General features: G+C 61.0%; 17 protein-coding genes and 5 pseudogenes. 9 read left to right on the forward strand and 13 right to left on the reverse strand.

The window, feature by feature from the left end; genetic code table 11:
- Positions 1 to 248 precede the first annotated feature (248 nt).
- From NFX52_RS21795 to NFX52_RS21820, 6 genes are all read left to right on the forward strand, one after another.
- Entirely contained in the window at positions 249 to 1,415 is a 1,167-nt protein-coding gene (locus NFX52_RS21795; RefSeq protein WP_238385744.1) for a TolC family protein, read from the forward strand.
- Positions 1,412 to 2,044, forward strand: a complete 633-nt coding sequence (locus tag NFX52_RS21800) for a hypothetical protein (RefSeq protein WP_055401677.1) — start codon at positions 1,412 to 1,414, stop codon at positions 2,042 to 2,044. The genes NFX52_RS21795 and NFX52_RS21800 overlap by 4 nt, the downstream gene beginning before the upstream one ends.
- 32 nt (positions 2,045 to 2,076) lie before the next feature.
- Entirely contained in the window at positions 2,077 to 3,207 is a 1,131-nt protein-coding gene (locus NFX52_RS21805) for an efflux RND transporter periplasmic adaptor subunit (RefSeq protein WP_055401685.1), read from the forward strand.
- A 14-nt stretch (positions 3,208 to 3,221) separates the two neighbouring features.
- Positions 3,222 to 6,368, forward strand: coding sequence for an efflux RND transporter permease subunit (locus NFX52_RS21810; RefSeq protein WP_055401675.1), 3,147 nt, complete (start codon positions 3,222 to 3,224; stop codon positions 6,366 to 6,368).
- 100 nt (positions 6,369 to 6,468) lie between these two features.
- Complete coding sequence (locus tag NFX52_RS21815; protein WP_369801407.1) at positions 6,469 to 6,864, forward strand: hypothetical protein; 396 nt, start codon at positions 6,469 to 6,471, stop codon at positions 6,862 to 6,864.
- A gap of 5 nt (positions 6,865 to 6,869) precedes the next feature.
- Positions 6,870 to 7,925: a DMT family transporter gene (locus NFX52_RS21820; protein WP_015013010.1), complete on the forward strand. Its 1,056-nt coding sequence runs from the start codon at positions 6,870 to 6,872 to the stop codon at positions 7,923 to 7,925.
- Positions 7,926 to 8,358: 433 nt separating this feature from the next.
- On the opposite strand, the gene NFX52_RS21825 is transcribed toward NFX52_RS21820, so the two are convergent.
- The 5 genes and pseudogenes from NFX52_RS21825 to NFX52_RS21845 all read right to left on the reverse strand — a co-directional run.
- Positions 8,359 to 8,691 (reverse strand): hypothetical protein, encoded by a 333-nt coding sequence (locus NFX52_RS21825; protein ID WP_015013008.1) that lies wholly within the window; start codon positions 8,689 to 8,691, stop codon positions 8,359 to 8,361.
- 101 nt (positions 8,692 to 8,792) lie between these two features.
- Positions 8,793 to 9,212: pseudogene (locus tag NFX52_RS21830) on the reverse strand (chromate resistance protein ChrB domain-containing protein).
- On the reverse strand, positions 9,209 to 9,529 hold the full coding sequence (locus NFX52_RS21835; protein ID WP_051022504.1) for a rhodanese-like domain-containing protein: 321 nt from the start codon (positions 9,527 to 9,529) through the stop codon (positions 9,209 to 9,211). Before NFX52_RS21835 ends, NFX52_RS21830 begins: the two are co-directional and overlap by 4 nt.
- 231 nt (positions 9,530 to 9,760) lie before the next feature.
- Positions 9,761 to 10,129: pseudogene (locus NFX52_RS31130) on the reverse strand (Fe-Mn family superoxide dismutase); the annotation flags it as partial.
- A gap of 19 nt (positions 10,130 to 10,148) precedes the next feature.
- Positions 10,149 to 10,598 (reverse strand): annotated as a pseudogene (locus tag NFX52_RS21845) (chromate transporter); the annotation flags it as partial.
- Position 10,599: 1 nt separating this feature from the next.
- Between NFX52_RS21845 and NFX52_RS21850 the strand changes: the two are divergent.
- Positions 10,600 to 10,809, forward strand: a pseudogene (locus NFX52_RS21850) (EamA/RhaT family transporter); the annotation flags it as partial.
- A gap of 32 nt (positions 10,810 to 10,841) precedes the next feature.
- Here NFX52_RS21850 and NFX52_RS21855 read toward each other — a convergent pair.
- The 8 genes and pseudogenes from NFX52_RS21855 to NFX52_RS21890 all read right to left on the reverse strand — a co-directional run bounded on the left by NFX52_RS21855 (position 10,842) and on the right by NFX52_RS21890 (position 19,433).
- A complete protein-coding gene (locus tag NFX52_RS21855; protein WP_055401673.1) occupies positions 10,842 to 11,402 on the reverse strand; it encodes a hypothetical protein in 561 nt (186 codons plus the stop codon).
- Complete coding sequence (locus NFX52_RS21860) at positions 11,399 to 11,746, reverse strand: hypothetical protein (RefSeq protein ID WP_158237481.1); 348 nt, start codon at positions 11,744 to 11,746, stop codon at positions 11,399 to 11,401. The genes NFX52_RS21855 and NFX52_RS21860 overlap by 4 nt, the downstream gene beginning before the upstream one ends.
- Positions 11,747 to 11,879: 133 nt before the next feature.
- On the reverse strand, positions 11,880 to 12,260 hold the full coding sequence (locus tag NFX52_RS21865; RefSeq protein ID WP_056744980.1) for a hypothetical protein: 381 nt from the start codon (positions 12,258 to 12,260) through the stop codon (positions 11,880 to 11,882).
- A 63-nt stretch (positions 12,261 to 12,323) separates the two neighbouring features.
- Positions 12,324 to 15,513: pseudogene (locus NFX52_RS21870) on the reverse strand (CusA/CzcA family heavy metal efflux RND transporter).
- A 15-nt stretch (positions 15,514 to 15,528) separates the two neighbouring features.
- Entirely contained in the window at positions 15,529 to 17,145 is a 1,617-nt protein-coding gene (locus NFX52_RS21875) for an efflux RND transporter periplasmic adaptor subunit (protein ID WP_377807355.1), read from the reverse strand.
- A 2-nt stretch (positions 17,146 to 17,147) separates the two neighbouring features.
- Complete coding sequence (locus tag NFX52_RS21880) at positions 17,148 to 18,503, reverse strand: TolC family protein (protein WP_082437642.1); 1,356 nt, start codon at positions 18,501 to 18,503, stop codon at positions 17,148 to 17,150.
- Positions 18,504 to 18,660: 157 nt separating this feature from the next.
- A complete protein-coding gene (gene czcI / locus NFX52_RS21885; RefSeq protein WP_082437643.1) occupies positions 18,661 to 19,020 on the reverse strand; it encodes a cation efflux protein, CzcI family in 360 nt (119 codons plus the stop codon).
- A gap of 74 nt (positions 19,021 to 19,094) precedes the next feature.
- A complete protein-coding gene (locus NFX52_RS21890; protein ID WP_015012999.1) occupies positions 19,095 to 19,433 on the reverse strand; it encodes a hypothetical protein in 339 nt (112 codons plus the stop codon).
- Between the two features lie 156 nt (positions 19,434 to 19,589).
- Here NFX52_RS21890 and NFX52_RS21895 point away from each other — a divergent pair, with 156 nt between their 5' ends.
- The gene (locus NFX52_RS21895) at positions 19,590 to 20,276 is read left to right on the forward strand and encodes a heavy metal response regulator transcription factor (protein ID WP_015012998.1); all 687 of its coding nucleotides are present in this window, start codon (positions 19,590 to 19,592) and stop codon (positions 20,274 to 20,276) included.
- Positions 20,273 to 21,610, forward strand: coding sequence for a heavy metal sensor histidine kinase (locus NFX52_RS21900; protein ID WP_082437644.1), 1,338 nt, complete (start codon positions 20,273 to 20,275; stop codon positions 21,608 to 21,610). The genes NFX52_RS21895 and NFX52_RS21900 overlap by 4 nt, the downstream gene beginning before the upstream one ends.
- Positions 21,611 to 21,850 lie beyond the last annotated feature (240 nt).

Consider the following 21,850-nt stretch of genomic DNA (forward strand, 5'->3'; position numbering starts at 1 on the left):
CCGCAGGCTGCATTCCTCGCTGGGCTACCTCAGCCCGATGCAGTACGAACAACGCTGGTACGAGGCACAGCGCAAAAAGGCCGCGTGAATCGTGGGTTAAGAACTACACGAAACAGGGGCAAGGTCATTTTGTTATTTCCGGGCTTGCGGTGCGTTGTGCCGCAGGCTGTGCTTTGAGCTGCGCCCTCGTTGGCGCTGCGATTGCGCAGTCAAATACCGCCCCATCACTTTCAGCCACGGCATCGCCCGTGGCTCCAACACTGGCACTGGCCGTGGAAGCTGCATGGCAGCGCGCCACGCAGGCAAGAGAAGCCGAAGGCCAGACACACCGGGCTGCTGCCGAACGGGTGGCGATCTCCAGCCTATGGGCGGCCCCCCCAGCACTGGAGCTTTCTTACCGGGACGACCGCTGGCAAACCTCGGCGGGACGCAGGGAGGCCGAGGCCGGCCTGGCTTGGCCGCTGTGGATACCTGGACAGCGCAATGCACGCGGCGCTGTTGTCGATGCCGACGTGGAGCTGTCCCAAGCTGCTGTTCAAGCGGGGCGCCTGCATTTCGCGGGCCTGGTGCGGGAAGCCGCCTGGGGCATTGCCGCGCAAAAGGCCGAGTCCGACTTGGCGGACGCCCAAGTGCGATCTCTGCAGGAGATCTCCGACGACGTACGGCGCCGTGTCAAAGCGGGTGATCTGGCCCACGCGGATGCGCTTGCCGCTCAATCCGAGGCTCTGGCTGCGCAATCTGCACAGTTGGCTGCACGCCAGCGCCTAAGCGCCAGCCAGTCGCAATGGATGACCCTGACGGGCATAGCCCTGGCGCCTGATCTCACGTCTGTCCCGGTTTCTGATGGTGCCGCAGTTTCACCAGGCGGGGCGCACTTCGCCGTTGAAACGCACCCCGATGCGCGTGTCGCTGCACTGACGGTTGAGCGCGCTCGCAAGCGGCTGGACGTGGTGGCCGCGACGCGGCGCGACCCTCCAGAGCTTTTGCTGCGCATCCGGCAAGACACTCCCGGGCGGGGTGAGTCGGCTCAAAACAGCATCGGCGTCGGCGTGCGCATTCCCCTGGGCACAGCGAGCCGCAATCAGCCGCTGCAAGCTGCCGCACTGAGTGAGCTGGATGTAGCGCTGACCACGAAACAGCGAACTGAGGAGCGGCTGGCTGCTGACGCAGCGATGGCGCGGGCTGCGGTGCACACGGCAGAGCAGCAACTGGAAGCGGAGCGCCAGCGCTCGGCACTCCTGCGGGAGCGTGCCACGCTCATTGATCGGTCTTTCAAAGCTGGAGAAACACCGCTACCGGAGTTGTTGCGCGCGCTCGCTGCAGCTACCCAGGCCGACACCAGCTTCGCGCGCCAGCAAGTGGCTCTAGGCCTGGCCCGCGCCCGCCTCCAGCAATCTCTCGGAATCCTTCCATGAATCTCTTGAATCTATTCCCCTCTCGTTCCCGCCTCTCATTGCTGGGAGCAGGCTTCGCCGTGCTGGTGCTTGCCGGTACACCTAGCTATGCCGCGCCAGGCGCGCACGGCCCCAACGGCGAGCACCTGGATGCCCCCGCTCAAGCAGGTGCCAACAGCGGCCCCGTGCCCAGTTTTGAAGCCCGCTCGGAAGCCTTCGAGTTGGTGGGCCGACTGCAGGGCGGAGAGTTGTCCATCCTGATCAACCGCTTTGCCACCAACGAACCTGTGCTCAACGCCACGGTCGAAGTGGAGACGGGCAATCTCAAGGCGCCTGCCAAGTTCCACGCGGACATGGGCGACTACGCGATCGACGATGCAAGCATGCTCAAGGCCCTGGCGGCGCCCGGTGACCATCCCATGGTGGTCACTGTACTGGCGGGCAATGACTCCGACCTTCTGGACGGCACCCTCACGGTCGCGGGCGCCGCGCTTGATGACCATGGCCACTCCCACGACGGCAACGGTGCCCATGGGCCCTCCCGAACAGTCTGGTTAGCTTTGGCCCTGGTCGTCCTGGCGGCGGTCGGTTGGTTCTTTGGTCGCACGCCGAAGGCTGCAGGTAAGTCCTCCAAAGGAGGTGCGCTGTGAACTCATCGATGCAAAAAACCAAGGCAACCAGCATGCTTCATGTTTTCGGCTTGAGTGTCATCACGTACATCTCGGCGATGTTCTCACCTATTGCCGTCGCAGCGCCGGGTGCCCATGGGCCGAACGGTGAGCATCTGGATGCCTCCACGGCGGTCAGCGCATCCGGTTTGATGCGGTTGCCAGACGGCAGTGTCAACGTTCCGATGCTCGCCCAACGGCGCCTGGGTATCCGCACACAGTTGACCCCTGAAACCCAGGCCGCCGCCACCATCGAGTTGTCAGGCCGTGTAGTCGTGGACCCCAATGCGAGTGGTCGTGTCCAGGCGATCCATGGGGGACGGATCGAAGCGGGACCACGCGGGCTACCGGTCGCTGGCCAGACCGTGCGCCAGGGGGAGGTGCTGGCCTATGTGGCTCACCACGCAGAACCCTACGCCTTGGCAAACCAGCAAGCCCAATTGGCAGAGTTGCGTAGTAGCCGAGAACTGGCTGCACAGCGTGTGCAGCGGCTGCAGTCCCTCGAAGGCACTGTGCCGCGCAAGGAGATCGAGGCCGCACGTGCTGAGCTGCAGAGCCTCACAGCGCGCGAGAAAAGCATTGGAGCGAGCCTGGCCGCCCGAGAGCCCTTGCTGGCCCCCGTTTCAGGCGTGATTGCCAGAGCCGATGTGACCAAAGGCCAGGTGGTCGAGGCCCGCGAAGTCTTGTTCGAGGTGATTGACCCTGCACGCGTGCTGGTGGAGGCCACCACGGCAGATTCTGGCTTGCCAGCACGCACGGGTACAGCCCACTTGCAGGGCGTGCCTGGCGTCAATTTGCAGCTGATCGGCGCTGCGCGCAGCCTGCGCGATGGCGTGCTGCCAATGACCTTCAGGGCGGTCCCGGAGCAATCGGGCAAGGCTTTGCCGCTGGCGGTCGGACAGCCCGTCACCGTCGTGGCCTCGCTGACCGAGCAGGTCAAGGGCTTCGTCCTGCCTGCGCAGGCCGTTGTGCGCAACAGTGCCAACGAGCCGGTGGTCTGGATCAAGTCCGGTGCAGAGCGCTACATTCCCCAGCCGGTGCAGTACCGCTCCCTGGACGCCGCCACGGTGGTCGTCACGCAGGGCCTGGGGGCTGACAACCGCGTGGTGGTGCAAGGTGCGCCGCTGATCGCACAGATCCGCTGAACGGAGCCCACGCAATGTTCAATTGGATCGTAAGGAACAGCCTTCACAACCGTCTGTTCGTCCTGGCGGTCGCGGCGCTGCTGATGGTCTACGGGGCTATCACCGCATGGCGCACGCCAGTCGATGTGTTTCCCGACCTCAACAAACCCCTGGTCACCGTCTTGACGGAAGCAGGAGGTATGGCGCCCGAAGAAGTCGAGCAGCTGGTGACCTTCCCTCTGGAGACCGCGCTCAACGGCATGCCGGGGGTCACGCGGGTTCGCTCTACATCTGGGGTTGGCCTGTCCATTCTCTATGCCGAGTTCGATTGGGGGACGGACATCTACCGCAACCGCCAGCTCGTGGCGGAGCGCCTGGCACTGGTGCGGGAGCAACTCCCCGGGGGCATCACGCCCGTCATGGGGCCAGTGTCTTCCATCATGGGCGAAGTCATGCTCATCGCGCTGCCGTTGGCAGCAGGCGATGGTAAGGCCGCCGCAGCGACACCCATGCAGGCCCGTGAGTACGCGGACTTCGTGCTGCGCCCAAGACTGCTGTCGATTCCAGGGGTTTCACAGGTCATCCCCATCGGCGGCGAAGTGCGCCAGTTGCGGGTGGAGCCGGACACGGCACGCATGGCACAGTTCGGGGTGACATTGACGCAGATCGAGCAGGCCCTTCGAGGCTTTGCGGGGAATGCGGGAGGTGGCTTCATCGACCTCAACAGCCGTGAATTCCTCATCCGCCACATCGGCCGTACCAGCCGTGTCGAGGACCTGCAGGGCGTGGCGGTGGCCTGGAAGGATGGCCGAGCCATCTTGCTGGAACAGGTGGCCAATGTCCGGTTCGCTGCCGCCATGAAGCGCGGTGACGCCGGATACAGCGGCGTGCCTGCCGTCATCGTCAGTGTGCAAAAGCAGCCTGCGGCCGATACCGTCAAGCTCACCCACGCCATCGAAGCGGCATTGGAGGATCTCAAACAGGGGCTGCCCGTGGGCTTGGCTGCTCCGAAGGTGTTGTTTCGTCAGGCGGACTTCATCGAGGCGTCCATCGGCAACGTGACCGAGGCTTTGCGGGACGGCGCCATCATGGTGGCCATCGTGTTGTTCGCCTTCCTGTTGTCCGCGCGAACCACTTTGATCTCGCTCGTGGCGATTCCCCTGTCGCTGGCCGTGACGGCCATGGTCTTCCGGCTGCTGGACCAGTCCATCAACGTCATGACTCTGGGTGGCCTGGCCATTGCCATTGGCGAGCTGGTGGACGATGCGGTGGTCGATGTGGAGAACATCCTGCGCAGGCTGAAGCAAAACCGTGCCCAGGGCAATCCACTGTCCATGCTGGAGGTCGTGCGCCGGGCGAGCGTGGAAGTCCGCTCGGGCATCGTCTACGCCACCGCCATCGTGGTGCTGGTGTTTGTGCCGCTGTTTGCGCTGCCGGGCATCGAGGGTCGCCTGTTCACGCCCCTGGGCATCGCCTACATCGTGTCGGTGCTGGCATCGATGCTGGTCTCAATGACGGTTACGCCCGTGCTGTGCCTTTACCTGTTGCCGGGGATGAAACGGTTGGACCATGGTGACAGCACCCTGGTCGCCTGGCTCAAGCGGCGGGATGCGCAAGTGCTCAGCTGGTCGTTTTCTCGCGCCAAGTCGCTGATGGCTGTCGCCGCACTGGCGGTGGCGGCAGCGGCGGCCAGTGTCCCGTTTTTCCCGCGCGCCTTTCTTCCGGCGTTCAATGAGGGCTCGCTGGTGCTTGGCATGGTGTTCAACCCAGGCACTGCGCTGGCGGAAGCCAATCGCATGGGCGCGTTGGCGGAGACGCTGATCGCAGAGGTCCCCGAGGTCACCCAGGTGGGGCGCCGGACGGGACGCGCCGAGCTGGATGAGCATGCAGAAGGCGTGCATTCGGCCGAGATCGATGTGGACCTGAAGCGGTCCGCCCGGGACCGCGAGGCCGTGATGGCAGACATCCGTGCCCGTTTGGCCGTCCTTCCAGCCCAGGTGGCCATTGGCCAGCCTATCTCCCACCGCCTGGATCACCTCTTGTCAGGGGTGCGGGCGCAGATAGCGCTCAAGATCTTCGGCGATGACACGGACACCCTACGGGGCCTGGCCGAGCAGATGCGCCAGGGACTCTCGGGCGTTCCAGGGCTGGTGGATCTGACCGTGGAAAAGCAGGTGCTGATCCCCCAGATCACGGTACGGCTGGACCACCGCAAGGCCGCGCAGGTTGGGCTGTCTCCTGGCGAGGCGGTGCGGGTGCTGCAGGCCCTGACGGATGGTGCCCATGGTGCGCAGATCGTGGATGGACTTCGCCGCTATGAACTGGTGCTGCGCCTGCCCGATGACAAACGCAGTCCGCAGGATCTGGCACGCACGCTGATCGACACGCCCGCTGGACAGATACCGGTGTCTGCCATCGCCACGGTCCAGGAAACCGATGGACCCAACCAGATTGGCCGAGAGAACGGTCGTCGCCGCATCGTCGTTTATGCCAACACGGACGGCTCCGACATGGGCCGCGTCATCGGCGATATTCGTGCGGTGATGGCCAAGACGCCTCTGCCCCCTGGGACGTTCCTGAGCCTGGAAGGCCAGTTTCAGGCCCAGGAGCAAGCGATGCAATTGATCGTCGGCCTGTCGCTGGTGTCTTTGGCGATGATCTTTCTTGTTCTGTATGTGCGCTACAAGTCGGCTGTGCTGGCCGGGATCATCATGGCCAACATTCCGCTCGCGCTAATTGGCAGTGTTGCAGCGATGTGGCTGGCGGGAGTGAGCCTGTCTGTGGCCTCCATGGTCGGCTTCATCACGCTGGCGGGCATTGCCACGCGCAACGGGATTTTGAAGGTCAGCCACTACATCAACCTGTGCAAGTTCGAGGGAGAGGTCTTCGGCCAACCCATGATCGTGCGCGGCTCGCTGGAGCGGTTGACTCCGGTCTTGATGACGGCGCTGGTTGCAGCCTTTGCGCTGACCCCGCTGCTGCTGGCGGCCGATGCACCTGGTAAAGAAATCCTGCATCCGGTGGCGGTCGTGATTTTTGGTGGACTCGTCAGCTCGACCTTGCTGGACACGCTGCTGACGCCCGTGATGTTCTGGCTTTTCGGCGAAAGTGCCACCCGGCGCTTGATTGAGGGCAGCAGCGCGCAAGCCGAAAGCGAACCCATAGGCCAGGAGGCCTTCTGATCCCAGGCTCCAGCTTAATTCTCACCCACTTTTTGATAGGCCTTGGTGCGCTGCCTTTTGAAGCGCGCCAGTGAAACAAACTCAACGGAAGGAAACCCAAATGACCATGAAAAAGAACTTCTCCCAACTGCTGGCAGCCACCGCAATCGTGATGGCATCCCTGACAAGTGCGCCTGCCGCAATGGCCCATGGTGCAGCCGAGCCTGCTCACGGCGGCGTGGTGCAAACCGCCTCCGACCTGTCGTTCGAGTTGGTCGCCACCGCTGACGGCGCGGCAATCTACATCGTGGACCACGACGAGGATGCGGACGCATCCAAGTTTGGCGGCAAGGTCACCGTGCTGAACGGCACTGAAAAGGCAGAGGCGCCCCTGAAATCTGCAGGCGGCAACAAGCTGGAGGCCAAGGGCGTGAAGTTGGTCAAGGGCACAAAGGTGGTTGCGCTGATCACGACCAACAGCAAAAAGACCGTCACTGTACGATTCACGGTGAAGTAAGGCCCATGGCGCGCGGCTCTCTGTCCTTGCCTGCACTGCGAGGCGGTCTGCTGGCCTTGCTGGCCGCAGCCTTGTTTGGCATCAGCACCCCGCTGGTTCAACGGCTGGGTGCTGGGCTGGGGGCGTTCACGACGGCTGCGCTGCTGTATGCAGGGGCGGCTGTCGTTGGTGCCTTGTCCCTGCGGACCGCTGCCCACGAGGCAAGGTTGCAAAGATCCGACGCCTGGCGCCTCATCGGCATGGCGGGGTTTGGCGCTGCCCTAGGTCCTGTCGCCCTGTCCTGGGGTCTGCAACACACGAGTGGCGCCAGCGCGTCGCTCATGCTCACGCTGGAAGCGCTGTTCACAGCCACTCTGGCGTGGTGGTTGTATAGCGAGACCATGGACCGCCGTGTGTGGGCAGCCATGCTTCTTTTGCTGGCCGGTGGCATGGCTTTGGTCATGGACCAGGGCCTGCAGGGCGGCACGCAGCTGCTCGGTCTGCTTGCCGTGCTACTGGCGACGGTGGCCTGGGGCGTGGACAACACCCTGTCCCGGGGACTGGCCGAGCGCGATCCCAGCCAGGTCGTAATGGCAAAGGCCTCGCTGGGAGCCGCTGCGACAGCATGTCTTGCCATGGCGTGGGGCGAGCCTTTGCCCACCCTGACGGCAGCTCTAGGGCTCTTTGCCGTGGGGGCCACGGGGTATGGCTTGAGTCTTCGGTTCTACCTTCTAGCGCAGCGGGCTTTTGGGGCGGCGCGGACTGGCTCCGTGTTCGCCTTTGCACCTTTCATCGGTGCGGCTGTAGCGTTCGGCTTCGGTGAACGGTCTGCGGGGTGGCTGATGCTGCTCGGTGGTCTTCTGATGCTTGCGGGGGTGCTGCTGCATTTGGCTGAAAGTCACGGGCATGAACATGCGCATGACCCGCTGGAGCATGAGCATGCCCACCGTCACGACGATGGACACCATACGCACTCCCATGACGTGATGCCCACTGGGAGCCATAGCCATGTGCACTTTCACGAGCCGGTGACTCATGCCCATCCCCACGCGCCCGATGTGCACCATCAGCACAGGCATTGACTCATTGAGCGGTACCGAGACAGCGGCTAAGGAAATTTCATGATGAAAAAATCAATGCTCTTGTCAGCTGCTGCGCTGACATTCCTTGCGATCTCCGGCTGCAGCACACCTGTCTACGAGGACCGGTACGCTTGGTCCGAAGGCTGGAGGGTCGGCAAAGTTACCAAATTAATCCAAGCGGACGAATTCTTGAAGGTGAGCGGCTCTCGCTGCCGGCAAATGGAGCTCGGCCCCACCGACCAGATTGCAGTCATCCGATGGCGGGAAGTCACCCGAACCCGTGGGCACTTCGCCAGAGTTGACGCGGGCTCCGGCATGGCCGTGGGCGATGAGGTTTACTTCAACGCGTGGAAGTGTGACCAACCTCCAATAGTGCCGAAGGCCCCGCGTGGGGCCAAGGCGGGGCAAACGCCGTAGAGACTGACGAGGAGCCTCAACGAGACGGACTCTTTCTGACCGTGCCTGCGTACACCACACTGCCCGCATCGCGATACTGCAATTCCTCCCCCACGCGCACCACGTCAAAGCAGACGGGCGAGACCTTGCTGACCTCGGGCAGCAGCAGGCAGAGTTGGTTGTTCTGCGTGCTCCAGCGTCCGGCGCGTGTGCGGCCGTTTTCTGAACGCTCTAGGCGGCCGTCCAGGAAATAGTCATGCCCCCAATGGCGTCCGTCGGTGACATGGTGCCCGCCCAGCGTGGCGCGGATCTGCGCGGTGGTCAGTTTCGTTTCCGGGGGCGCCGCGCAGGCCAACGGAGCAAGCGTCATGCACAGGAAATGCGCTCACAACGCCTTGGTAAAGCGGCTGAGCCACCGCCTAGCACCCGCCGTCATGCGGCCATACTCGGGGGCCAATTGTGGGTTTCTGCCTAGCAGGACTTACACCAAGCATGGAGCGCGTTGTACATCACCATGCCATGCCCTAGCATCTCAAGGTCATCGCTGAAGGTCTTGCACAGGCCAAGCGACAGCGCCTAGAGGCCCGCAGACTGCGGCGCCAGGTCCAGCCTGGATGTGTCTGCGCCCCGCACGATCACGGTCAGTTGCTGTAGGGCGGGATCGGTGAGTTCGTACTTCTTGAGAAAGGCGTCAAAGCTGCACAGGTCACCGTCGTGGGTCAATTCGACGCCGCGCACGTCGTAGGGGATCGCTCCCGTGTCCTGGGCCACCTGAAGCACCGAGGCTGTAGGCTTATAGAGGAATTCCGGCTCTTTGTCGATGAACCGGGCAATCAGCCAGGGGCAGGCAATGCGGTCGATCTTGGGCCGCTCGCGGGTGACCCATTTCATGCGGCACCTCCTTGCGTTTCCAGAGGCAGGGCAGCGGCTTGCCAGGCCTCGATGCCGCCCACGTGGTAGCGCGCGTTCATGCCGCGTGCCCGCAGCGCCAGGAACGTAGAGCGGCCAATGTCCTTGCCGCGCAAGCAATACAGCCGCACAGGTTTCGTGGCGTCCAGTTCCTGGCTCCACTCCAACACGCGCGACGGATCGCGCGAGGACACTCCGGCAATGACCTGCGGGCTCTGCAGATAGTCCTCCTCAAGTCGCAAGTCAAACGCACCTGCCGCACCGGCCAGCGCAGAGCCTGTGTCGATGCCAAATGCCAACGCATCCGCCTCGACAGCAGCGCCTTAGCGCTTGTAGACCTTGTCCCACTGGATTTCGCCATGTAGGCATCCACATAGGCGCCCGCCTTGGCCCCGAAGTCCAGTTGGTACGCATGCTCGTACATGTCCAGCGCCAGTACGGGCGTTGCGCCGGCCAGGAGGTGCGTGTGGGTCGGCCGCCCAGTGGTTGATGAGGCGGCTCTCGCGGGAGGACCAGGACAGCAAGGCCCATCCCGATCCGCCCCCCATGGCCTTGGCCAGCCCAGTGAACTGGCTGCGCCAAGCGTCCACGGAGCCAAAGTCACGCGTGAGCGCAATGGACAACCCGCAGGAAGGCAATACACCGTTGCCCCCCAGATTGTCGAAATACTGCTCGTGCAGGAATGCTGAATTTGCGGCGATCAACTCCCCGCGCTTGAGGCCATTGATGGTGAAAGTTGCAGCATTGCTCCAGTCCAACGCTGCGAGTTCGTTGCGTATGGCATTCAGGCGCTTGACCGCACCCGAGTAGTTGTTTTCGTGGTGGCTGGTGATTAGACGGTTCGAAAAGCCAGAGAGTTGATCGGGGTTCAGCGTCAGCGGACGGATTTGGTAGTTCATGGGGTTCTCCGTCAAATGGTCAGGGTTGGACGTGGGCCACAAGCGGATACACGGCCAGACCCATCAAGGCAGCGGCAAGCAACACCACAGGCGCGGGCAGCTTCTTGAACCGCCACAGGACGGCAGCGGTGGCAAGAAACAGCGCAGCTGTGGGTAAATCCACAACGGATCGCTGGCCCAACACCACCACCGCACCGGCAATGGCGCCCACGGCAGCAGCAGTCACTTCGTCAACGAACGCCAGCACACCAGGATGTTTGCCATGCTTCTCGAAGTACGGCGCGGGAATCACGGTGAGCAAGTAGCAGGGCATAAAGGTTGCCAACGCCGCGACGACCGCGCCCCAGAAGCCGCTGATGAGGAAGCCGATAAATCCTGTCGTGATAACCACCGGGCCGGGGGTGATCATGGCCACGGCCACGGCGTCCACGAACTGGCGATCCGTGAGCCATGCGTACTCCTTAACCACGGGAGTGGTACTGCACTTGGCGGAAGGCCATGGTCACGAGCACACACACGAAGTGCTTGAGCATGAGCATGCCCACCGGCACGACGATGGGCACCATTCACATGTGCACGATGTGATGCCAAAGGGCAGCCACAGTCACAAGCACACCCATGAACCTATGACCCACGCCCATCCCCATGCTCCTGACGTGCACCATCAACACGTTCACTGAACCCCAGGGATTTTTTGTCTGCTCCCCCGAGGTCACTTGACCGTCAGGTCGGCGACCAGGCGAGCCTTGTAAGCCCTTTCCCGAATAGCATCCTCGCCGTCAGTCGCCCATACAAACGTGCTCTTCCATGCCCAAACCGTTCCATCGATCCGAAGAAATCGTAGGTCACCAGCTTTGCCATCCACGGTTGCGACTTGACGCTCTCCTTCGAAATCCAAGGTGAACGTATGCGTTCCTGGCTTCAACTTGAAGCGCACCATCGTGTTGGGGAGAGTCTCGGCGGCGATTTCGTTATCCGCGCTGATCTTCACAAACCGCCCGCCATCTCCCCAGTTGCGCCGTACGACGTAGACGGTGAGCGCATTCGGATCGGGAGTAAAGCGCTTCGCCTGAGCGTCGGCATTCAGGCTGGGGGCGGGCACCCGAGTGCATGCGATTACTCGGCCCTTCCTGGCTTTGTAACAGTATGGCGCTTCTGCGGAAGGATCGGCCCCAGTAGGGGTGGCACAACCCGCCAGCAAGCTAGCAACCAGCGCAGAAGTCAGGATCACGCAGAGGCGGCGGGTGCCTGAATGTGGAGGAATTTTTGTCATGGATCTGATTCTTTGCTGTGGAGGTTGTTGATCAGCGACTGCAGGTTTGTCAGCGACTCCGGCACTTTTACCCACGGTCTGCCTCCTTGGATTGCATCTGGCGGTGCCGCGATTTCGGTGTATTTCGGTATTTCAAACGCATTGCCTGTCGATCCCTCAGTCTCTTGGCCAAGCGTCGGCTGTACTTGACTCTCACCGCCATTGGCGGGTGGCGTTTGAGCCAGATACGCCGCAGCCTCCAAAACACAAACACGGAGGTCAACAAGCCGATCCAAATCCAGAACAGTTTGGCAAAAGGCGCGACCTGTGCCGCCTGCATTGACATGGATCGCTCCTTTTTGCATCCAGCAAAGGCATATTGCCGATGGGCTGACCGAACTCGCAACTATGTAGTCAGTTTCTTTGACGTGAACGGACTGCTGAAAGTGGATCAACACTGGGGCGTCGCGAGGGCGATCCCCCCAGCCAGGCTTCGTATTACTTCAGCGTGAAACGAACAGAGGCAACCGACTTGCCGGCCTTCGAGACAGCGACGACGGCTTTGGTACCGGCGGGGACTTTGAAGCTGCCCGCGGCTTCCAGCTTGCCGTCACCGGCTTGGAGCTGGACATCCTGTTTCTCGCTGCCTGCCAGCAGCGTGACCTTGGCGGTCATTCCCGCCACGGCAACTGGCTTTCCATGGTCGCGCATATAGAGCTGCAGCTTGTCGGCGCTGGCGACGAGTTCGTACTCGACCTCCTTGGCTTCGGCGACAGCACCACCGTGCATCGGTTTGATGTCGTGACCATGGTTGTCAGCAGCGAACGCCGTGCCGCAGGCCGACACCGCCACTGCGAGAATGAGTTGGGAGAGTTTCATGACAGTTCCTTTGGGGTTGGAGAAAAGGGACGGCCCCACGATCAGCGAGCGGGACCGTTTCAACTACGCGGACGCGGACACGTCTGGGGGATGCGAGGGCTCAGCGGACACGTCCTCATCTTCCTCATCGGGCCGGTGGGCCAGACGGTAAAGAATCGGCAGCACGAGAAGCGTGAGCAGCGTGGACGAGAGAATTCCGCCGATCACCACGGTGGCCAGGGGACGCTGGACTTCAGCGCCGGTGCCTGTCGCAATGGCCATTGGAATGAAGCCCAGCGAGGCCACCAGGGCAGTCATCAGAACCGGCCGTAGCCGGGTGAGCGCGCCGTCACGGATTGCTTCGTCAAGACCCACACCGCCTTCCCTCAAGCTGCGGATGTACGAAATCATCACCAGACCATTGAGCACGGCCACCCCAGAAAGCGCGATGAAGCCGACCGCCGCAGAGATAGACATCGGAATGTCGCGAAGCCAAAGCGCCAGGATGCCCCCCCGTCAAAGCGAATGGGATGCCAGTGAAGACCAGCAGACCATCCTTGACGTTGCCGAACATAGCGAACAGCAGCACGAAAACCAGCAGCAGGGACACCGGCACGACGATCTGCAGGCGCTGCGTGGCCGACTGCAAGTTCTGGAAGGTTCCGCCCCAGCTCGTCCAATAGCCGGTAGGAATCTTGATCTGGGCCAGGCCTTTCTCAGCCTCTGCGACGAAAGAGCCCACATCGCGCCCGCGCACGTTGGTGCTCACGACGATGCGGCGCTTGCCGTTTTCTCGGCTCACCTGGTTGGGGCCAGGAGCAAGCTCGAATGTTGCTACCTCGCCCAGCGGGATGAAGTTCGTTTTGGCCTCTGTCCCATTGGCAGAACGCGGCAGCGGGATAGGAAGGCGCTTCATCCCTTCGAGATCGTTGCGCAGGGATTCAGGCAGACGAACCAGGATGTCGAATCTGCGGTCGCCCTCGAACATAGTGCCGGCCTCGCGTCCACCGATAGCGGTGGCCACGGTGTCTTGAATGTCGGCAACGTTCAGACCATAGCGAGCAGCCTTCTGGCGGTCGATGTTCACGGTGAGCATCGGAAGCCCCGTCGTCTGCTCAACCTTCACCTCAGAGGAGCCCTGAATCTTCTGCAGCATTGCGGAGACTTCTTCTGCGGACTTGTTCAGGACATCCATGTCGTCACCGAAGATCTTCACGGCTACGTCACTGCGCACCCCGGAGATCAGCTCGTTAAAGCGCAGCTGAATGGGCTGGGAGAACTCATAGTTGTTGCCCGGGATTTTCCCGGTGACTTCCTGAATCGCCGCGAGTAATTCGTCGCGGGTTTTTCGAGGTTCGGGCCATTCGGCCATTGGCTTGAGCATGATGTACCCGTCCGAAATGTTCGGCGGCATGGCGTCCGAGGCAATCTCCGCAGTACCGGTTCTGGCGAAGATGCGCTCGATCTCGGGGAATTTCTCTTTCAAGGTCCTTTCAATTTGCTGCTGCATTTGGACTGACTGGGAAAGGCTGGTGCCTGGGATGCGCAGCGCCTGGATCGCAAAGTCGCCTTCATTGAGATTGGGTACAAACTCGCTGCCCATACGCGTGGCGATCAACCCGCACAAGATCACCGCAACTGCAGCTGCGGTCAGTACGACCGCCTTGGCGGCCATGACACGGTCGAGCAGTGGACCATACAAGCGCTTGGCATGGCCCAGCAGGAAGTTTTCCTTCTCGCTGACCCGATTGCCGATGAACAGGGCCACCGCTGCGGGGATGAATGTCACCGACAGAACCATGGCGCCCAGCAGTGCCGCGACCACCGTGAATGCCATGGGGTGGAACATCTTCCCTTCAACGCCTGTCAGCGCGAAGATGGGCAGGTACACCACCATGATGATGAGCTGTCCGAACAGCAATGGACGCCTTGACTCCTGGGATGCCAAAAACACCTCATGGAAGCGCTCAGCCCGCGTCAGTGGCCGACCGTGGTGCGCTTGTGCATGGGCAAGTCTCCGTACGCAGTTCTCAACGATCACCACCGCTCCGTCGATGATGATGCCGAAGTCCAACGCTCCCAGGCTCATCAGGTTGGCGCTCACCTTGTACTGAACCATACCCGTGAAGGTAAAAAGCATCGACAAGGGGATGACCATTGCCGTGATGATGGCGGCACGGATGTTGCCCAGAAAGAGGAACAGGATCACGATCACCAGAACCGCGCCTTCCAGCAGGTTCTTCTTCACCGTACTGATGGCTTTGTCAACAAGCACGGTACGGTCGTAGACAGTCACCGCGTGCACCCCCTCTGGGAGGCTCTTGTTGACTTCCAACATCTTCTTGTCCACCGCCTGCGAGACAGTCCGGCTGTTCTCGCCGATCAGCATGAACACCGTGCCGAGGACCACTTCGCGTCCGTTGTCTGTTGCAGCACCTGTGCGCAGTTCCCGGCCAAGGCCAACTTCTGCCACGTCGCGAACGCGCACAGGAACACCGTTGGCGCTGCTGAGGATCACGTTACCGATGTCTTCCAGCGACTTCACCTGACCAGGTGCACGAATCAGATACTGCTCGCCACGCTTTTCGATATAGCCCGCGCCCACATTGCCGTTGTTGCGGTCCAGCGCAGTGACCACATCCTGCAGTGTCACGCCGAGAGAAGCCAGGCGTTCAGGGATGGGCGCGATCTGGTATTCCTTGGCAAAGCCGCCAATGGAATTGATCTCGGTCACGCCAGGAACATTTCGCAGCTGTGGCTTGATGATCCAGTCCTGAATCTCGCGCAGGTCTGTCGCGGTATAGGGCGAGCCGTCGGGCTTCTTCGCCCCGTCCTTGGTTTCGACAGTCCAGAGATAGATTTCGCCCAGGCCGGTCGAGATGGGCCCCAGCGCTGGCGTGATGCCGGCAGGCAGCTTGTCGCGCGCCTCCTGGATGCGCTCGTTGACGAGCTGGCGAGCAAAATAGATGTCGGTTCCGTCTTTAAAAATGACGGTCACCTGCGACAGACCGTACCGCGAAAGCGACCTGGTCTGCTCCAGGTTTGGCAGGCCAGCCATGACCGTCTCAATGGGGTATGTAACCCGCTGCTCAGTCTCCAAAGGCGAGTAGCCTGCGGCCTGGGTGTTGATCTGAACCTGGACGTTCGTAATGTCAGGGACCGCATCGATAGGCAGCTTTTGGTAGCTGAAGACGCCAAGCGCCACCATGCCCAGGGCCGCTAGAAGCACCAACCATCGCTGCTCGATAGAGAATCGAATGAGTTTTTCAAACATGTATGCGCTCCGCGATCAGTGCGTGTGTTCGGCAGATCCCTTGCCGAGTTCAGACTTCACGACGAAGCTGCCGGTCGAGGCGTAGGGCATACCGGCTTTGAGACCCGAGAGGACTTCGACCCGCCTGCCATCGCTTCGGCCCAGCTTCACGGGTTGAGCGAGAAAGCCTCCATCAACCTTGAGGAAGACCACCGGCTTTTCCCCGACGTTTTGGACAGCGTCGGCCGAGATGGTTACAGGCGCTACCGTTTCTTCGGACACCACCTCAACATTGACAAACAGGCCGGGGCGCCAAGCGCCCTTGGGGTTGTCAAGAACCACGCGGGCTTTTGCCGTGCGGGTTTGCTCGCCAATGAGCGCTCCTACAAAAGCGACAGTGCCTGTAGCGGAGGCGTCAAAGGCGGTGGCCTTGATCGTGACCTTTTCACCCACACGCACCGCTGGTAAGTCTTTTGCCGGAACATTGATCTCGGCCCACACCTGGGAAAGGTCCGAGATGGTGAAAACCGCAGCATCTTCCTTCACGGCTTCGCCGAGACTCAGGTGCTTTTCGATGACGATGCCGTCAAAGGGCGCACGCAGCTCTATGCGATTGAGTCCAGATACTGACGAGGCAGACAACCCCATGGCGCTCTGCTTCTGATGGGCGTTGGCGACAGCAACTTCTGCTTCGCTCAAGGCCTGCTTGGCCTGCAGGTAGTCCTGCTCGGCAGACACCTTCTGCTCCCACAGCTTTTTCTCTCGCTCGTAGGTGGTCTTTGCCAGCGTTAAGCGCTTTTGGGCCGTCTGCAGCTCGCTGCGTTGCTCGGAAGCAGTCGGGCTCGCGATCACCGCCAAGACTTGTCCTTTCTTGACCACTTGACCCAAGCTGGCATTGACGCTTTCCACGACTCCCGCAAGCCGGGGCACAACGTGAGACGTGCGGTCTTCGTTCAAGCGTATCTCGCCGGGAAGGAGCAACGCTGTCTTGATGTTGGCTTTGATCGAAGAGTCCACCTTGATGGATGCAGCCTTGATCTGGACATCGCTCAGTTCGATCTTTCCTTCTTCCTTGCTCATCACGAACATGAAGGGCTCTGTGGCAGTCTGCGCGATGATCTCGATGTCGAACGCGTGGGGTTCCGCAACGATCTCGCGGCTGACCAGACTGTCCTTTTCAGTGGTAAACGTCAGCTTCTGCTTTTCATCTGTCGGGCGGTTCACAGTTGCCGTGACCGTTGCAGCATTCAGGGGCAGCGGTTTATCTTTGTCGGACAGCCAGATTCGCAGTCGAGGCTCGCCACCGTCTTCAGACAACAACGCTTCCAAGCTGAAGTCGCCTTCCTTGAACACGGTACCTCCATGTGGGCCCTTGGCTTCGCTCTTTTCGTGGTGTTCACCATCGGCATGCCCCTTGTCATCGTCGTGGCCCTTTTCGCCACCCTTGCCATGGTGCTCGCCGTCGCCGTGCCCCTTGGCCTCGGTGTGGCCGCCGTGACCGTGGCCATCGTCCTCGGTGGCTGCGGCTTTGGGCTTGCCGCCACCTTGCAAGATGAAGGTTCCCGCGCCGACCCCTAGTGCGAGGACTACTGCAATGGCGATCAGGTGTTTTTTACTGATGGTGGATTTGCTGGAGTTCATGTTCATGGTCATGCTCAGTGTTGCGTTGCGATCAGGCCGGAAACCATGCTGGCCCCGAGCAGGCGGTCGATATCAGCCGCTGCACGGTGTGCTTCGCCAAGGGCTTTGAGGTACTGGGATTTGGCGGTGAAGTAAGTGCGTTGGGCATCGAGCACTTCCAGGAAATTGAACTTACCGTTCTCGAAACCAATGGTGGCGGCGTCATAGGCCGACTTCGCACCGGGCAGAACTTCCTGCTGCAGTGACTGAACCTCTGCGGTGATCGTGGAAAGGCGCTCTCGTGCCTGCGCCACTTCGCTGTGCAGGCGCACGGTGGCTGCTTGCAGCTCATCGCGGGCCTTGTCCTCAAGTTTCAGCGCCTCCAGGAGGTTGCCTTGGTTGCGGTCGAAGACGGGAAGAGGCACAGAGACCCCGAAAAGAAGGACGTTGCGCTGCGTCTCGTTGCTGCGCTGCATGCCGACGCTGACGGTGACATCGGGGACGCGTTTGCTTTGTTCCAGGTCGGTCAAGGCCTTGCGCCGATCCACCTCGATTCGCGCAAGTACCACGCCTGGCGCAGAAGAAATCAGGGGCTGGAGATCGGCGAGGCTCGGGACCGAGGGCAGGTTCTCGGCCTTGCCCTCCAGGACGGTGAAAGGCGTGTCGATCCGTCCCAACAGCGCGAACAGGCGGGACAGAGCATTGCGTTGTTCGCTCGCTGCCTGGGCGAGTTCGACGCGGACGCCGGCTTCTGCAACCCGGGCCTTGGACTCTTCCACAGGGGATACTTTGCCAGCAGCTACACGCTTTGCCACGGTATCCGTTGAGGATTTGGCCAACGCTGCGCTGTCTCTGGCCAGTACCAATCGTTCCTGCGCAGTCAGAACATCAAAGTAAGCGGCAGCGACATTGGCCCGCACGGTAGCTTTCAGCTCGGCGAGTTGGGCTTGCGCTTGCTCGCGCGATTTTTCGGCCGCCTTGGTGCGCGCCGCACGTTTCCCACCCAGTTCCAAGGGAAGATTGAGTTGCCAGCTTTGCGTACGCGTCTTGGAGCGTGCGTCTTCCAGGGAGTACGCAAGCTCTGGATTGGGGCGCGAGCGTCCTTGAAGAACCTGTCCTTCGGTTGCCTCCCATTGGCGTTTCGCCGCAGCCACCTCCGGATTTCCCTCCAGGGCCAATTCGATGGCCTTGGCCAACGACAATGGCTCCGCAGTGGCGGCTGCAGCAGCCTGAGGTGCTCGTTCTCCAACGACGTGCCCTGGTGGCAAGCCCTGCGAAAAGGCACCGCCCGAGGCGCTCAGCCATATAGCTGCGGCGCCTGCCGCGAGCTTGATCTTCCTACCGCCGCGCCATGCGTGCGGCATCTCTTGAAGGTAAGTACCCTTGAACATCCGATTCTCCAGTGATTTCAAAACACGAGGGAATCGGCGGACTGGCAACCGTGCAGCTGCCTGGCAACTCGTCAGTCACTTCAGCTGCAACACACGCAACTGCTTCCGCCGCGATGGCGGACAAGACTGAAAAAGAAAAGTGAGATGCCCCCGCCGATCAGGCGAGGACGGACCACTGAGGGCGGTCTGGGGGCGTGGGGGTTACAGCCAGCAGGCGCTTGCCTGAAGGAGGCTCCACGCGGCTTTCATGGGCGAAGGCTGGCTTTGCATCTGACCAGTTCAAGGCCCCGATACCCGCGCCATGACAGACTGAACAGTCAACATCAAATGCATCGGTTCCCTGGCTGGACTTTTCGGCCTGACCATTCCCGCCCTTGGCTTCATGCTTGTGTTCGTGATGCCCAAGGTGCTGAGACTGCGCGGCTGAGCTCTCATGCATGCAATAGGCAGCCACCGCAGACCAGCTGAACTGGAACGGAAGCAATGCAAGCATAAGAACGGCGATCAATCGGCGCATTTTTGAAGTCTAGCATGCGTCATGAAGGGCGCACTGAGGCTTTGATGGCCGCTGAAGGGCACTGGGTTGGGAAATCAGCGAGCGCCGCCGTTCATGTCCAGAAGCGCCTTCTTTTCAGCTGCCGACATGTTGAGAAACTCCTGTTGAACCTGCTCACGCGTCTTTGTTGAGCCTGTTGCTTTGACTGGCAGCGCACCTCCGCGCGAAAGGATTGCCAGCGTGCCATCCTTGCGCGCTACTTCGACAGCCTGAAGCACATCGCCACGGGACATCGCGCTCTGCATGTGGTCGGGATGTGTGGTCATGCCCACTTCGCCACCAGCCGGATGGTACAGCGACGAGGCAGATGAAAATCCTGGAGCCGCAATTGCGAAGGCGATCAGAGTGAGTGCGAGGGGTTTGCGAGCAGTCATGGTGTTGTCCCTTGATATCAGTTAGCCCTCGGCGATCTGCCGGGACTATGCCTTTCGACACGGAGACACTGTAAAAATCCGCGCGCGACACGGCGCCAACAGCCAGATTACAAATTTGTAAACTACGAACTGACCGCATTCTTCGAGAATGGCAGCATGAAAATTCTGCTCATCGAAGACGAAGTCAAGCTGGCTGAGTACCTGCGCAAGGGCCTGGGAGAGGCCGGCTACGTGGTGGACATTGCGCACAACGGGGTGGATGGCCTGCACATGGCTCTGGAAGGCGTGCACGATCTGCTGGTCTTGGACGCGATGCTCCCAGGGATCGACGGCTTCAGCCTTCTAACGGCCTTTCGCAAGACCAAGCAGACCCCGGTCTTGATGTTGACAGCAAGGGTCAGCGTCGAGGATCGGGTGTTGGGACTCAAGACCGGTGCCGACGACTATCTGGTCAAGCCCTTTGCGTTTTCCGAACTGAGCGCCCGCATCCAGGTGCTGCTGCGGCGGACCCATAGCGCGCGGGATGCCGCAGAGCCCACGCAACTGCGGTTGGGCGACCTGGAATTAGACCTGGTACGGCGCAAAGCGTCCCGGTGTGGCCAGCGCTTGGAGTTGACTGCGAAGGAGTTTCTGCTGCTGACTCTGTTTCTGAGAAGAAAAGGCGAAGTGCTTTCTCGCACTGAGATCGCTGAGCAGGTGTGGGACATGAATTTCGATAGCGATACCAGCGTAGTGGAAGTCGCGATCCGGCGCCTCCGTACCAAGATCGATGTTCCGTTTGGCACTGCGCTGCTCCACACCATTCGCGGCATGGGATACGTGATGGAGGACCGCAACGGATGAAGGAGCTGGCCCAACATCGCTCATTGCGCCAGCGGTTGTCTTGGTGGCTGGCGCTGCAGAGCTTTGCCGGACTCGGGGTGGTCTGTCTGGCGGTGTATCTGGTGACCGAGTTCAACTTTCGTGATCGGCAAGAGGAAACGCTGGCGCAAAAGGAATACGTCATTCGGCATTTGCTGGGAGATGGCAAGGAGCATGGGGATTCGGAAGACCTTGCGCACAAACTTGATGACTTCCTTGTGGGGCACGGAGATCTGTCGCTCGAAGTCGCGCAGGCGGACGGGATGGTTATCTACGCCCACACCCGCAACCAGAATGCGAAGACGGTTTGGCGCCAACGGCAGTTCGAAGTAGCACAGACTGCGGACCAGACTCTCCCAAAGAACTTGCGCGTCCAGCTGTCGCTGGATATCCAAACCGACAACCAGTTGTTGCACCGACTGGCTCTTACTTTGCTGGTCGCGGCCATCGGTGGGGCCGTCGTCGTATCACTGGGCGGATTCTCCCTGGTCAACTTGGGCCTGGCGCCTGTCCGAAGACTGGCCAGCCAGACGCGTGCAGTATCGGCTGACAATCTGCATCAACGTCTCGACAGCGCCGAGCAGCCCCTTGAGCTCGTGCCTCTGATCGACCAGTTCAACGCGCTCCTAGTTCGCATTGAGAAGGCCTACTCCCAGATGGAAGGCTTCAATGCGGACGTGGCGCATGAGTTGTGCACGCCTTTGGCCACGCTCATTGCCAATAATGAACTGGCTTTGCTGCGCCCTGAGCAGGCGGATATTCGCGAGGTGCTGGCGTCCAATTTGGAGGAGCTGCACCGCCTGACGGGCATCGTCAATGACATGCTGTTCCTGTCCCAGGCGGATCGGGGTGTGGGAGCACGTCGGGCCCCCGTTGCGACTCTTGCATCAGTGGCTGCTGACGTACTGGATTACCACGAAGCGGCACTGGCCGAGGCTGGTCTCACCGCTAAGGTGGTCGGCGATGCGCATGGCGCTTTCGACGTGCCGTTGTTGCGCCGGGCCCTGTCGAACTTGCTCGGCAACGCCACCCGATACGCGAACCCTGGCTCAATCGTCCAAGTCAACCTCAGAACTATCGATGAGGGCCGTGTGTTGATCAGTGTCACCAACTACGGCAGCACTATCGATCCCGAGCTACTCCCGCAGCTGTTTGACCGATTCTTCCGTGCAGATCCGGCTCGTAGTCATGGGCAGAGTAACCATGGCCTTGGGTTGGCCATAGTAGGAGCTATTGCACGCATGCACCAGGGAAAGCCCTTTGCATCGTCAGAAAACGGGGTAACGAATGTGGGAATCGAAATCCCCCCGAATTGATGTTGTTTTTCGACGGGGTGGGGTCGATCCTGTGCCCCTGCGACTGAGTACGGACCGTTAAGAAATCCGATTTACCCAGGACAAAGCAGCCATATTCTTTTTTGCTGCTTGACTTTAAGGCTACGCTGAACAAGCCCTCGAAATTTCCCGCGCGAACGCGGAAGACGCCATTTTTTGGATTTTGTGGCCTCTTGCGCCGCCCATTTGGGCCGTTCGCAGGGCCTTGAGGCCCGATTTCCA

It is taken from the genome of Acidovorax facilis (assembly GCF_023913775.1).
GTDB classification, from domain to species: Bacteria; Pseudomonadota; Gammaproteobacteria; order Burkholderiales; family Burkholderiaceae_C; genus Acidovorax; species Acidovorax facilis.

What these genes read in the sequence shown, in the direction of transcription:
- NFX52_RS21800 (WP_055401677.1), top strand. Translation starts at nt 1,412, where the DNA reads ATGAATCTCTTGAATCTATTCCCCTCTCGTTCCCGCCTCTCATTGCTG.
- NFX52_RS21805 (WP_055401685.1), top strand. Translation starts at nt 2,077, where the DNA reads ATGCTTCATGTTTTCGGCTTGAGTGTCATCACGTACATCTCGGCGATG.
- NFX52_RS21810 (WP_055401675.1), top strand. Translation starts at nt 3,222, where the DNA reads ATGTTCAATTGGATCGTAAGGAACAGCCTTCACAACCGTCTGTTCGTC.
- NFX52_RS21815 (WP_369801407.1), top strand. Translation starts at nt 6,469, where the DNA reads ATGACCATGAAAAAGAACTTCTCCCAACTGCTGGCAGCCACCGCAATC.
- NFX52_RS21820 (WP_015013010.1), top strand. Translation starts at nt 6,870, where the DNA reads ATGGCGCGCGGCTCTCTGTCCTTGCCTGCACTGCGAGGCGGTCTGCTG.
- NFX52_RS21825 (WP_015013008.1), bottom strand. Translation starts at nt 8,691, where the DNA reads ATGACGCTTGCTCCGTTGGCCTGCGCGGCGCCCCCGGAAACGAAACTG.
- NFX52_RS21855 (WP_055401673.1), bottom strand. Translation starts at nt 11,402, where the DNA reads ATGACAAAAATTCCTCCACATTCAGGCACCCGCCGCCTCTGCGTGATC.
- NFX52_RS21860 (WP_158237481.1), bottom strand. Translation starts at nt 11,746, where the DNA reads ATGCAAAAAGGAGCGATCCATGTCAATGCAGGCGGCACAGGTCGCGCC.
- NFX52_RS21865 (WP_056744980.1), bottom strand. Translation starts at nt 12,260, where the DNA reads ATGAAACTCTCCCAACTCATTCTCGCAGTGGCGGTGTCGGCCTGCGGC.
- NFX52_RS21875 (WP_377807355.1), bottom strand. Translation starts at nt 17,145, where the DNA reads ATGACCATGAACATGAACTCCAGCAAATCCACCATCAGTAAAAAACAC.
- NFX52_RS21880 (WP_082437642.1), bottom strand. Translation starts at nt 18,503, where the DNA reads ATGTTCAAGGGTACTTACCTTCAAGAGATGCCGCACGCATGGCGCGGC.
- czcI (WP_082437643.1), bottom strand. Translation starts at nt 19,020, where the DNA reads ATGCGCCGATTGATCGCCGTTCTTATGCTTGCATTGCTTCCGTTCCAG.
- NFX52_RS21890 (WP_015012999.1), bottom strand. Translation starts at nt 19,433, where the DNA reads ATGACTGCTCGCAAACCCCTCGCACTCACTCTGATCGCCTTCGCAATT.
- NFX52_RS21895 (WP_015012998.1), top strand. Translation starts at nt 19,590, where the DNA reads ATGAAAATTCTGCTCATCGAAGACGAAGTCAAGCTGGCTGAGTACCTG.
- NFX52_RS21900 (WP_082437644.1), top strand. Translation starts at nt 20,273, where the DNA reads ATGAAGGAGCTGGCCCAACATCGCTCATTGCGCCAGCGGTTGTCTTGG.